General features: G+C 70.7%; 10 protein-coding genes. 8 read left to right on the top strand and 2 right to left on the bottom strand.

What is annotated here, in order from left to right:
* The first annotated feature begins 320 nt into the window (after positions 1 to 320).
* The 8 genes from KUM44_RS23500 to KUM44_RS23465 all read left to right on the top strand — a co-directional run bounded on the left by KUM44_RS23500 (position 321) and on the right by KUM44_RS23465 (position 9,925).
* Complete coding sequence (locus tag KUM44_RS23500) at positions 321 to 2,579, top strand: HAMP domain-containing protein (protein WP_217210687.1); 2,259 nt, start codon at positions 321 to 323, stop codon at positions 2,577 to 2,579.
* A gap of 6 nt (positions 2,580 to 2,585) precedes the next feature.
* Positions 2,586 to 3,866, top strand: coding sequence for a poly-gamma-glutamate synthase PgsB (gene pgsB / locus KUM44_RS23495; protein ID WP_217210685.1), 1,281 nt, complete (start codon positions 2,586 to 2,588; stop codon positions 3,864 to 3,866).
* Entirely contained in the window at positions 3,863 to 4,345 is a 483-nt protein-coding gene (locus KUM44_RS23490) for a poly-gamma-glutamate biosynthesis protein PgsC/CapC (RefSeq protein WP_217210683.1), read from the top strand. The genes pgsB and KUM44_RS23490 overlap by 4 nt, the downstream gene beginning before the upstream one ends.
* Positions 4,346 to 4,376: 31 nt before the next feature.
* Positions 4,377 to 5,495, top strand: coding sequence for an NlpC/P60 family protein (locus KUM44_RS23485; RefSeq protein ID WP_308402700.1), 1,119 nt, complete (start codon positions 4,377 to 4,379; stop codon positions 5,493 to 5,495).
* Positions 5,496 to 5,673: 178 nt separating this feature from the next.
* Entirely contained in the window at positions 5,674 to 6,969 is a 1,296-nt protein-coding gene (locus KUM44_RS23480) for a sodium:proton antiporter (protein WP_217210681.1), read from the top strand.
* Between the two features lie 102 nt (positions 6,970 to 7,071).
* The gene (locus KUM44_RS23475) at positions 7,072 to 7,254 is read left to right on the top strand and encodes a hypothetical protein (RefSeq protein WP_217210677.1); all 183 of its coding nucleotides are present in this window, start codon (positions 7,072 to 7,074) and stop codon (positions 7,252 to 7,254) included.
* A gap of 142 nt (positions 7,255 to 7,396) precedes the next feature.
* On the top strand, positions 7,397 to 9,202 hold the full coding sequence (locus tag KUM44_RS23470) for an ABC transporter ATP-binding protein (RefSeq protein WP_217210676.1): 1,806 nt from the start codon (positions 7,397 to 7,399) through the stop codon (positions 9,200 to 9,202).
* 570 nt (positions 9,203 to 9,772) lie between these two features.
* On the top strand, positions 9,773 to 9,925 hold the full coding sequence (locus KUM44_RS23465; RefSeq protein ID WP_254389962.1) for a sigma factor-like helix-turn-helix DNA-binding protein: 153 nt from the start codon (positions 9,773 to 9,775) through the stop codon (positions 9,923 to 9,925).
* 330 nt (positions 9,926 to 10,255) lie between these two features.
* Here the strand turns inward: KUM44_RS23465 and KUM44_RS23460 are convergent, their stop codons facing one another.
* Complete coding sequence (locus tag KUM44_RS23460; RefSeq protein ID WP_217210675.1) at positions 10,256 to 11,572, bottom strand: DUF418 domain-containing protein; 1,317 nt, start codon at positions 11,570 to 11,572, stop codon at positions 10,256 to 10,258.
* Positions 11,573 to 11,712: 140 nt separating this feature from the next.
* Positions 11,713 to 12,240 carry a hypothetical protein gene (locus tag KUM44_RS23455; RefSeq protein ID WP_217210674.1) on the bottom strand — a complete coding sequence of 176 codons (528 nt, stop codon included), beginning with the start codon at positions 12,238 to 12,240 and terminating at the stop codon, positions 11,713 to 11,715.
* Between the last annotated feature and the right edge of the window lie 64 nt (positions 12,241 to 12,304).

Here is a 12,304-nt window from a genome sequence, read left to right as displayed (position 1 = left end):
TCCTGTGAAGCTGGCTTCACCATTCTCGCAGGTGTTTCTCATTGAGTGTTTCAGTCATTGAGTCAACTTTCGCGATCCCGCGAACTTGCAGTTCAGGGCAGTGGTGTGGCTCTTTCTGGATCCGTGAAACGGCGCTTTATCGCCGTCCGTGAGCACCGTCACACTTCCCCGATAAACCGGCCAGGTATTTCCATCGTCAGGCAGGTCGAGCACTTTTGCTCGGTGTTCCACGCGACATCGGCAGAGTCTGGAAAGGATTCTTCTTGACCACCACTCGATCTCCGATATCCACGCAGCGCCCGGCTCGGCGTCGGGCGGACATGGCTGTGCTGGGAGGTGTACGGCCGCCACTGGCGGCCCTGCCGGTTCTGTTGGCGCTCGTCGCGGGCCTGACGGTGTTCGCGGTCGGGAGCGATGCCGAACGAGGCGTCCCCGAGGCCGTTCTCAGCTCCCAGCAGCACATCGCCGAGGACGGGGCGGTCGCGCTGCTGGGCGCCGTAGACCAGAGCGTCACCGATCTGCGGACAGCGGCCGCGGACTTCGCGGGCGCCAAGTCCGTACCGGCGGACGGAATGCTGACCCGCCTCAACCGGACCTACCCCAAGTGGCGCGGTACCGCCGTCGTCGACCAGTCCACCGGTCGGCTGCTCGCCGCGCAGGGCGAGGCCCTACCGCTCGGGAAGGTGAACCTTCGGGGACTGCCGGCGAACCCGCCACCGAGACTGGTGCGGGACGACTCGGGCGTCACCCGGCTGCTGGCCTTCGCGACGCTGTCGCAAGGCGGCAGGCAGGAGTTGCTCGTCGCCTCCCAGAGCCTGAAGCCGCCGGGCATCTCCGTCGGCAAGAAGCACACGCTCACCGTCGTGGACCGTGACGGGGCCACCCTCACCTCGGCCGGGCCGGGATCCGGTACCGACGGGGCGAAGGCGCTGGCCGGCACCGCCGCCCGCGAGGCGCAGAGCAAAGGGCCGTCGGAAACCGCCGCCGCCGGAGGCTTCGACGGTGCGAGCGGCAGTCTCGTCAGGGCAGCGGACGGCAACACCCGTACCGCCGTCGGGTACGCCGTCGTAACCCGAGGGTCTGCCGCGAAAGAGAGTCCGAGCAGCGGACTCGGACTGACGGTCGTCACGACGGTGCAGACCGAGCGTCAGGGGGCCGGGACCGGTCACCTTCGTCTCGCCCTCCTCGCCGCGGCCGTGCTCCTGGCTCTCGCGGCCGGGGTCACCGCCGCACTCCACCTGCTGGTGCAGCGGCCTGTGCTGCGGTTGTATCGCGAAGCGAAGAGGCTCGGCTCGGGTGACCTCACGGCTCCGGTCCGCGTGCCCCGCTTCGGGGAACCCGCCCGGGTCGGCGCCGCGCTGGAGGCACTGCGCCTTCAACTCCGTGGCAGGGGCGGGCCGTCGCAGGAGACGGTCGCGCAGCCGGCGGCCAAGGGGCGTGTTCCGCGCGGGACGGGCAGGGGCCGGCGTCGGCTCGGACTGCGCACCGTCCTCGTGGTCTGCGCGTTCGCTCTGCTGGCCTGGCCCGCGTCGATGCTGCTGACCCTCGGCAGCACCCTGCCGCGCGCGGCCGCGGTCGTACCGCGGGTGATCTCCGACGACCAGCGGCAACGCACCGAGACGACGGCGGATCGCATGCGCAGGGGGATCAACGACGGATACGCCGATCTCGCCCGTCTCGCCACCGTGATCGACGCTTCCCGGTCGGAGGAGGCGCGCAAGGTCCTCGACCGTTCCCTGGAGCAGCACGGCCGCTACCGGTCCCTGTACGTCGTCGACGGCACCGGCAGGATCCTGGCCCGCGCCGGTGGTGAACCCCGCACGCCGGACAAGGCCCGTGTCAGGACCGGGGTCACGCAGACGAACACCTCCGGCAGGGAACCGGTGCTCGCCGCCGTGGCCGCCCAGCCGGTCAAGGGTGCGCCGGCGAAGGCCGGACGCCACTATGTCGTGGGCGAGTTCAAGGTCCAGTACCTGACCGGCATCCTCAACCGGCCCGGTCTCGGCTCGGTGTGGCTGGTGGACTCCGCGCATCGGGTCATCGCGTCCAACAAGGGGTTCGTGGCCTTCGGGCGGGTCTCCGACAGCCGGCTGCGGGCCCAGATGAAGGCAGTCGGCACGACCAATGGCTCCGCTGAGCTGCTGCTCGGCCGGCGGAACCCGGCGGTCGCCGCGGTGGCACCGTTCAACGCCAAGCTGGGCGTCGCGGGCGCACTCGGCTGGAAGGTCGCCTCCATCAAGCCGGTGTTCTGGATCGGGCTGCCCGAGTACGAGGCACAGCGGCGGATCATGCTCGTCGGTCTGCTGGGGCTGACGGCGGGCACCCTCTGCGTCGGCTGGCTGTACCTCGTCGTCGTACGTCCGCTGCGTGAACTCGCGCAGGGCGCCGAGGCGTTGGCCGCCGGGGACCGCAGAACGGTGCTCTACCCGCGCTACCACGACGAGGTCGGATCCGTCGCCCGCAGCCTCGAACTGATCCGACAGCGACTCCCGCGCACCGACGCACCGCCCGCGCCCGGTTCCCCGGACGGGGCGCCCCCTCCCTCCACCTCCCTGCCCGACCCCGGTCCCAGGAGCTGACCCGCCGTGCTCTTCCTGTACTGCGTCCTTGCGACGTGCTGCGCCGGCCTGCTCGTCGCAGGCATCGTCGAACAGCGCCGCCATGACGCGAATCTGGCCGTCATACCCACCCGAGTGCTGGTCAACGGCATTCGCGGCAAGTCCTCCATCACCCGGCTGTGCGCGGGCGCGCTGCGCGGCAGCGGCCTGGTGACCGTCGCCAAGACCACGGGCACCGCGGCCCGGTTCATCCACCCCGACGCCACCGAGGAGCCCGTCTACCGCAAGTTCGGCATCGCCAACGTCGTGGAGCAGATCGGCATCGTCCGGCGGGCCGCCGCCTACCGGCCCGATGTCCTGGTCATGGAGTGCATGGCCGTCATGCCGGCGCTCCAGGAGATCAACCAGTCCAAGCTGATCCGCTCCACCATCGGCGTGCTCTGCAACGTCCGCGAGGACCATCTCGCCGAGATGGGCCCGACGCTGGACGACGTGGCCCGCTCCCTGTGCCGGTCCCTGCCGGAGGGCGGCGTCTGTGTCACCGCGGAGAAGGAGCGCTTCCACATCCTGAAGGAGGAGGCCGACGCCCGGAACTGCGAGCTGGTCTACGCCGACCCGGAAACCGTCACCGACGAGGAACTGCGCGGCTTCAGCTGGTTCACCTTCAAGGAGAACGTCGCCATCGCACTCACGGTCGCCGAACTGCTCGGCGTCGACCGTGCGACCGCGCTGAAGGGCATGTACGAGGCGCCGCCGGACCCGGGTGTGCTGTCCGTCGAGCGGTACCGCACCCCTGACGCAAAGAGGCTGCGCTTCGCGAACGTCTTCGCCGCCAACGACCCCGAGTCGACGCTGATGAACATCAATCAGCTGCTCGAACTGGGCGCGATCCACCGCCCGTTGCACGTCGTCATCAACTGCCGTCCCGACCGCGTGGAGCGCAACGGGCAGATGGGCGCGCTCATCCCCCAGCTCGACCCGGAGACGGTGTTCCTCATCGGCCACCCCACCAAGTCGGCCGCCGATGCCATACCCGCCCACTGGACCGGGAACGTCGTCGATCTCGGCGGCGACCGCCACGACCCCGACCAGCTCACCACGGAACTGCTGGCTCACCTGGGCCCGGACTCCTCGCTCGTCGCCATCGGCAACATCCATGGCCAGGGCGAACTCTTCCTGGAGCGGCTCGCGGCACTCACGCCCGACCACCCCGACGCCGCCGCCGAACCCGCCGGCCCCGCCAACCCGAGCGACGCCCCCACCTCACTCGTCGCCCACCACAACTCCTCGCATGGAGAATCCCGTTGATCCCCGCAGTAGTCACACCCCAGATCGCGGCCATCGGCATCGCACTCGGTCTGGTCTTCTCCCTCCTGTGCTACCTGACCACGAACCTCTCACCGGGCGGAATGATCACCCCCGGCTGGCTCGCCCTCACCCTCGTCGAGGATCTGCGGCGCGCCGCCATAGTCGCGGCCGTGGCAGGCCTGACCTACCTGCTGACCAAGCTGGTGCAGCGCTTCGTCATCCTCTACGGCAAGCGGCTGTTCGCCTCCGTCGTGCTCATCGGCGTCCTGCTCCAGGCCGGGCTCTCCCTGTTGCTCCAACAGCAGTTCCCCACGCTGTTCGCCCATCAGGCCCTCGGGTTCATCGTCCCCGGTCTCATCGCCTACCAGCTGGAGAGGCAGCCCAAGACGGCGACGGTCCTCTCCACCGGCGCGGTCACTTTCGCCACCTACGTGATCTTGGTGTCCGGGCTTCTGCTGGGCGCCCTGCCCACGACATGAGCTGCCCCCTTTCCCTCAACGGAGTTGACCAGTGAAACGCCGTAGGTTCTCCCTGACCAGGAACGCCGCCCTGTTCCTGGTGACAGCCGCCCTGCTCGCGACGAGCTACGCGCTGACCCTGCCGCTCAGGCACCGCACCGACTCTCCGGAGGCATCACAGGCGGCACAGACATCACAAGGATCAAAGGCATCGAAGGCATCACATGCATCGCATGGATCACAGGGTGCCGGAATCCGGACCAGGAGCGGCCTGCTGCGCTTCGAGCGGATCGGCAACCCCGCCCGCACGGTCGCCCGCGACCCGCGCGGCACCGTCATCGCCACGTTCACCGACGGCGCCCGTACGGCCGTACTGACAGGACCCAGCAGGACCTTCGCGGAGCCGCGTACGACGGATGCCAAGGTCGTCACCAAGAGCTGGGTGCGGCTGCTGCCCAAGCCATGGGCCCGTGGCGCGGAGCAGAGCGCCTGGTTCAAGAACTGGCTCAGGACCCGGCTCGGCAGCCGCGACCCCGACATCCTCGCCACGGCCTTCGACTACATCGCCGGCGCCCCGGCCCGGACGACGGCAGCGGGAGTCAAATACAGCGGGGCCGCCCGCTACACGCCCAGCACCCCCAGCGACTCCGGGCGTGCTGTGCAGGGGAAGCCGAAGCCGCGCACGGGCTCGGACTTCTACGACTACCTGGGCATCCCCTGGACCTTCCCCGACAAGGTCACCCGCCGCCCCGAGAAGGACCGCGCACGCTCCGTCGACAGCTCCGGCTATGTCCGGCTGGTGTACGGATACCGCTCGGGATTCCCGCTGAACAGCAGGGACGGCGCGGCGGGCAACGGGCTGCATCGGACCCCCGACGCTATCGCCCGCGGGCGGCTCGGCCTGCCCGTGATCCCCCTCACCGACCGCCGCCCCGCCGTCATCCAGCAGCTCCAGCCCGGCGACCTGGTCTTCTTCAAGACACGGGAACTGCCCGGCGGACGGATCGGCCACATCGGTATCTACCTCGGCCTGGACACCGCCGACCACCCGCGCTTCATCTCCAGCCGGAAGAACGCGGGCGGCCCCACCATGGGCGACAAGGGCGGCACCTCACGGCTCGACGGTGACGGCTACTACGCACAAGGGCTGCGCGCGGCCCGTCGCCTCTGACCGCGCTCCGCCCGGTCGAGGATCCGGCGGCGGTATGCCTGAGCCAGGCGCGAGGGCCGGTGCTGTCTGCCGGCCCTCGTCCGATGTACCGTCTGCCTGTGCTCACGCCGGTCGACGCCCTTGTGGCGGTCCCGGTGGGGCGGCCGTCGGCCTGTTCCGAGTTCTGAAGCGGAATCAAATGATCTCTGTCCTGATTGTGATCACCACGGTGGTGGCCGGGTGGTCGCTGGTCGCCGGCCGGCTGGAGCAACGGCATGTGCGGGCTCCTCTGGTGCTGGTGCTCGCGGGCGTGGTCACGGGGGTGTTCACCCACAGCCAGATCGCCGTCACCCTGAACTCCGAGGTCGCCCAGCATGTGGCCGAGGTCATCCTGGCCGTCCTGCTGTTCGTCGACGCCACCGAACTGCCCGGCGGGCGGCTGTTCGGCAACGATCCCGGCTCCGCCGCGCGGGCTTTGCTGGTCGCCCTGCCGCTGAGCCTGCTCACGATGGTGCTGCTGGGAACGCTGCTGCTGCCCGGACTGCCGGTGGCGCTGCTGCTGCTCATCGCGTGCATCGTCGTCCCGACCGACTTCGCTCCGGCCGAGACGCTGGTCCGCGACCGGCGTATCCCGGCGAGGGTGCGCAGCGTGCTCAACGTGGAGAGCGGCTACAACGACGGCATCGTCTCGCCCCTCTTCCTGTTCGCGCTGATCCTCGTCGGCACCAACTCCGTCACCCGGACGCCCGAGCAGGCCCTCGGCACGGCCGTACCGTTCGCGCTGAAGGCCCTCGTGGTCGGCTTCGTGCTGGGGGCGCTGGTGGCGTGGCTGATCAATCTGGCCGACCGCGCGGAGTGGATGACGGAGCAGTCCCGGCGGATCGTCGTGCTGGTCACACCGCTGCTCGCCTACACCGTGACCACGGCGATGGACGGCAATGGCTTCGTGGCCTCGTTCGTGTGCGGGATCGCCTTCCGCTACGTCAGGCAGGCACCGGTCCGCCGGCGGGGCGCCTCGGCTCCCCACGCCTCCGACTTCCAGCTCATCGAGGACACCAACTCGATGATGACGATGTGCATGTGGTTCTTCTTCGGCAACGCCGTTGTGCTCGCCCTGGGCGAGGGCATCGACTGGCCCGCCATCGTGCTCTGCGTCGCCGCGCTCACCGTCGTGCGCATCCTTCCGATCATGCTCGCCTTCCTCGGCTCGAAGTTCACCTGGCGGGAACGGCTCATGGTCGGCGCGCTCGGACCACGCGGCACCACCTCCATCGTGTTCGGCCTGCTCGCGTTCAACGCTCTGCCGGACGGCCGGTACGCCGACACCGCCCTGTACGCCATGACCCTGACGGTGCTCGGCAGCGTTCTGCTCCACGGCGGCGGCTCGGTGGTCATCGCCCGGTCTTTGACCGGCCCGCCCCCGTCGGCTGCCGGCGGCCCCGGCTCCCCGGGGACCGACGGGCCGGACTCGCGGGTCGTCGCCATGCAGGGTTGATGTGCCCCTCCTACCCCAGGCCGGTCTTTCCAGCCACTCGGCGGGGGAGGACCCGACAGTCGCCGGATGTGGGGCGAGCGGCCGGGCGTCCAGGCTGAAGGCATGACACAGCACGTTCGTGACAAGGAGCCCGAGACCGCCGTCGAGCCTGGCAGAGGCCGGTTGCTGGAACCTCTCTGCCTGACGCTGATGGCGGGCGCCGGTGTCCTGTTCGTCGTCCGCCCTGAGTTCTACGAGGCAGGGGTGCACCTCTTCGCCTCCCGGGCGGCCTCACTGGTCCACTGAGCCGGCGATCGCAGATCCCTCGGGGCAGGCGCCTGGCCGTCGTACGCCCTGATCTCCGTGATGCCGTTGTGCACACGCTCGCTACGAGGGCTGTGGCAACCGCCGACGCGGTGCGCGGCCGACCACATGGGAAAGGAATCCTGTGAACACCGCATCCGCCCCAGAGGCGACGGGTGCCGAGTCCTTGCGTGCCCGCGAGACGCTCAAGGCGCTGTACGGGTACGTCCGTCCGCACCGGTGGGCCGTCGCGCTCGGTCTGCTGTTGGCGCTGGCAGGGGCCGCCGGCGGGCTGCTCCAGCCCCTGGCCACGAAGGCGCTGGTAGACCGGCTCTCGTCCGGTGGCACGATCGGCACCATCCTGCTGGCCATGACCGTTCTGGTCCTGCTGAGCATGGTGGCCGAGGCGTTCGGTGCCTATGTGCTGGAACGGACGGCGGAGTCGGTGGTGCTCGCCGCCCGCCGCAGCCTCATCGGACGGTTGCTGCGGCTGCGCCTTGCGGAGGTGGACCGGATGCAGCCGGGCGACCTGATGTCCCGGGTGACCTCCGACACCACGCTGTTGCGGGCGGTCAGCACCCAGGCGGTGGTCTCCGCGGCGACGGGGGCGGTGACACTGGTCGCGGCGGTCGTGGTGATGGCGTTCCTCGATGCCGTCCTGCTGGGCGTCACGCTCGGCGTGGTCGCGGTCGTCGGTGTGGGTGCCGTGCTGGTGATGCCGAAGATCGGGCAGGCCGCCGAGCGTTCGCAGGCGGCTGTCGGGGAGATGTCCACGGGCCTGGAGCGGGTCTTCGGTGCGTTCCGTACGGTGAAGGCGTCCGGCGCCGAGCAGCGGGAGACCGCTCGCGTCGAGGCGGCGGCGCGCAGGGCGTGGCGCCACGGCGTGCGCAGCGCGAAGTGGGAGGCCGTGCTGGGTACGGCGGACAACCTCGCCGTCGAGCTCGCGTTCCTCGCGGTGCTCGCCGTCGGCGGGGCGCGGGTGGCGTCCGGGGACATGCCCGTGTCCACCCTGATCGCGTTCCTGCTGTACCTCTTCTTCCTGATGGAGCCGGTGTACCAGCTGGTCGAGGCGGCGTCCCACTACCAGGAGGGTGCGGCCGCGATCGCCCGGATCGCGCAGGTGGACGGCCTGGCGACGGAGCCTCAGGACGGGCACCGGCCGGTGCGGCCCACGGCGACGGAGGCGGTGCGGCCGCGTCCGGCGGCGGTTCGCTTCGAGGAGGTGTCCTTCCGGTACGGGCCCGGGCTGCCGGACATCCACCGTCGGGTGGACTTCGAGGTGCCGGCCGGCGGGATGACGGCGTTCGTCGGCCCCTCGGGCGCGGGCAAGTCGACGGTCTTCGCGCTCGTCGAGCGGTTCTACGAGGCGACCGGCGGCCGTGTCCTGGTCGACGGCAAGGACATAACGGAGTGGCCGCTGTCCGAGCTGCGGTCCGTCATCGGGTACGTCGAGCAGGACGCGCCGGTGCTGGCCGGCACGCTGCGGGAGAACCTGGTCTTCGCCGCGCCCGGCGCGACCGACGACGATATTCGCGAGGTCCTCGCCCGGACCAGGCTCGACGCCCTCGTCGAGCGTCTCCCGCACGGCCTGGACACCCCGGTCGGGCACCGCGGCACGAAACTGTCCGGCGGCGAGCGTCAGCGCGTCGCGATCGCCCGCGCGCTGCTGCGCAGGCCCCGGCTGCTGCTCCTGGACGAGGCCACCTCGCAGCTCGACGCCGTCAACGAGCTGGCACTGCGGGACGTCATCGCCGAGACGGCACGCGAGACGACCGTGCTGGTGGTGGCCCACCGCCTGTCGACGGTCACGGACGCCGACCGCATAGTCGTCATGGACGCGGGCAGGGTCCGCGCGGTCGGCACCCATGAGGAGCTGGTGGCCAAGGACGAGCTGTACGCGCAGCTCGCGGCGACGCAGCTCCTGACCACGGCGGGACGCACTCGCGGGTGAGACGGGCCTGACCCGTGGGCCCGCCGGTGCCGTCGGCCGTCGGCCCTCGTCCACCGGCTGCCCCCGCCGTTCGGCTGCCCCCGCCGTGCGGCGGGGGCAGTCGGCTGCTGCGGTTCGCTGCCCGCCCAGTCCGTCCCTCAACCGGGAGCCCCCATGCCCGTGCTCATGGCCAAGGGCGAGCAGGCCCGCTGAGCAGGCCGGACGGCCGCCCGCTCGACCTGATGCGCACGGGCATCGGGCCGGCCGCCCACTCCACGCCCCGGTACGTCTTTCCGCCGCGGGTTCCCACGGCGCTGATCATGGCGACGGTGACCGCGCGGGCGACGCGTGGATCATGACAATCATCGGCGAACCGGCGACGTGCACCACTTCGCCGACCTCCTCCAGGCCATCGAGCGCCATGGCTGAGCACGCGCACACGATCCCCGCACCACTCGGCGCCGCCGGCACCCGGCCCACCGGCCAACGGTTCGCAGCACACGAGGAGTTCGGGGAGTACGCACGCCTGCGCCGCGACGCCCTGCTGCGCATCCAGGCGACCTGGCCGGGCATCGACCTGAGGACCGAGTTGTGGCGCGCACGCAAAGCGGAGGCTGGGAGGGCTTCAGCACCAGGGAGGCCGCTCGGGCCCTCGGCATCGCTCAGGGCGCCGCGAAGAGCACCCTCCACCGAGCACTGGAGATCCTCCGTCAGGAACCGACGCCCTCAGAGGCCGCGGCCTGACACCCACAGGGCAGCCCCCGGCCGCGCACGGACGGGAGTCGGCGGGTGTCCCGACTGCCGGTTCACGTTCACCCGGGGCGTTCGCTTGTGGAGCTCCCCTGGACGGCTGGTCATCCACCGCACCGCGTCCGAGGCCGGGCGCCCTTTGAACTGTCCCGCAGTCGTCCAGACCGCGTCCATGGACGACCGGTTGGCGCCAGGCGGAGCTGAGATCAGTCGGCCAGGGACCACAGCCGAGGCCCGCAAGGGCAATCCCCTTGCGGGCCTCGGACGGCTCACCAGGCAGGGATGGGCAGGGATGGGCAGGAAGCGGGCCACCCCGACCGGACCTCACCGGATGTACTTGGCGGGCTTGGTGGCTGCGTTGAGCAGGTACTCCAGGGGGCCGCGGCGGAAGAAGCGGGACCAGATCGCGGCGAACACGCTCGCCCCCAGGATGTACGTGAGCACGGGCACCCAGGACTTCGTGGTGCCGGCGCCGGAAGCGGGCCACGCGGACTGTGCGAGGAAGTGGCCGACGTAGGCCGTCAGGGACATCGTGCCCACGGCGATGACCGGTTTCGCCAGGCGGCGCAGTCGCGGCAGGCGGTCGATGGCCACCGTCGCGCCCACGATCACGAGGATCGCGACACCCAGGCAGCCGATGGTGTCGAGGGTGGTGCCGGTGTGCGCCACGGCACCCAGCAGGTCCGAGGCCGACTGCACGGGCCCGCCGGACCCGCTGCCCATGGACCCGCTGCCCATGGACCCTGCCCCGGACCCGCTGCCCATGGACCCTGCCCCGGGGCCGCTGCCCATGGACCCCGCTCCGGAGCCGCTGGACGGCCCTCCGCCTCCCCCGAAGCTCAACACCGCGCTCGTGCCACCCAGCAGCATGGCCAGGCCATAGGCGCCCACGGTGAGGCTTGCACCGAGCGCCGCCAGGCGCCGCTGGACGGTGGCGGCGGTCAGGTCGAGGCGGGCCAGGGCCATGCCGGCGATCACGAACGCCATCCACGTGATCGTCGGGTAGAGGCCCGTGAGCAGCAGATCGAGTACTCCCACGGTGCTGAGCTTCTCGAGCGGGTCGTAGGCGTTGATGCTCTGCTGGACGGAGTCGCTCAGCCACATCTTCAGGACGAACGCCAGCTGCGGCATGACGAGCGCGATCCCCGCCGCGATGATCGCCAGCGTCTTGGCGCTCAGTCGCACCAGGAGCAGCGCGAGGAGGAAGTAGACGCCGTAGTAGGCGAGGATGATGATGTCCCCGTACTCCATCGCCAGCACGGTGCCCAGCGCCAGCAGGATCACGGCGCGGATGGCGATCCGGGCCTTCGCCTGCCGGCCCGCCAGGCCGGTCTTGGGCTCGAGGCGGCCGGCGATCAGCATCAGCGAGAACCCGGCGAGGGTGGCGAACAGGGCCGACGAGCGCCCCTCCGCCAGGGAGTACACCCAGCTGCCGAGGTCGTTCCCGGCCGACGGCATCGGGGCGATGTGCACGATGTACATGCCGAACACCGCCAGCGCGCGGGCCAGATCCAACCCGACCAGGCGTCCCATCGAAGGGCCGGGCGAGACCTGCCCGGCGGACTCGGACGAGGTTCGGGGCGGTGGAGGCGAGCTCTCCTGCGGAGCCGATGTGTCCTGCGGCGGCCGTATCTGTGTCATACACGGAATCCTTCGGTGCCGTCAGGAGGCGGCCCATCCGGCAGGCTTCGGAGACACCCCCGCCGACCGGCCGGTACCGCCCCGCCGACCGGCGGAACAGCGCCGCGGGGGCCGGTCGGCGGGCCCGGACGGCCAACCGCCTACTTGATGATGGCGTTGGCCACCACGACCGTCAGCCCGAGCAACGAGTCAACGGTGCCGATCATCAAGGCGGAGCTCCACGTGCGACCGGCGGCGCGGGCCGCGAGCAGGCCCCAGGCGAACAGCAGCACCACGTTCACGGCGAAGGCCACGTACTCGATGCCTGCCGAGGGCCACCACCCCCAGCCCGCGCCGAGCAGCAGGACCACCGTCGGCACCGTCGCCACCACCAACGGCCACTCGGACAGCAACAGCCGCACCGCGGCGCGCACACCGTGATGGGTCCGGTCGCCGCGCAGGGCGATCAGATGTGCGTAACCGTGCGCCAAGGCCGATGCGGCGGCCGTGATCAGGAGCCACTGGGCGCTGCTGAACCGGTCGGCGGGCGCCGTCTCACCCTGTTCCGTCAGGGCGGCCACCATGGAGCTGGCCAGTACCGCCCCGTACACGCCCCCGAACAGCACATGGGGCTGCGCCGCACAGCGGCGCAGAGCACGGACAGGCTGACGAAGGGACAACTCGGGCATGGCTGGGTGATCCTCGAACGGTTCGGAAATCGACTGCGGCCGGCAGACCCGGTCGGGCCCACGG

It is taken from the genome of Streptomyces sp. AC550_RSS872, from assembly GCF_019049285.1.
Lineage (GTDB): Bacteria > Actinomycetota > Actinomycetes > Streptomycetales > Streptomycetaceae > Streptomyces.
This window is presented reverse-complemented; position numbering and strand designations above follow the sequence as displayed.

Excerpts from the sequence above, each read along its gene's own strand:
- KUM44_RS23500 (WP_217210687.1), top strand. The coding sequence starts at position 321 with ATGGCTGTGCTGGGAGGTGTACGGCCGCCACTGGCGGCCCTGCCGGTT.
- KUM44_RS23480 (WP_217210681.1), top strand. The coding sequence starts at position 5,674 with ATGATCTCTGTCCTGATTGTGATCACCACGGTGGTGGCCGGGTGGTCG.
- KUM44_RS23475 (WP_217210677.1), top strand. The coding sequence starts at position 7,072 with ATGACACAGCACGTTCGTGACAAGGAGCCCGAGACCGCCGTCGAGCCT.
- KUM44_RS23460 (WP_217210675.1), bottom strand. The coding sequence starts at position 11,572 with ATGACACAGATACGGCCGCCGCAGGACACATCGGCTCCGCAGGAGAGC.
- KUM44_RS23455 (WP_217210674.1), bottom strand. The coding sequence starts at position 12,240 with ATGCCCGAGTTGTCCCTTCGTCAGCCTGTCCGTGCTCTGCGCCGCTGT.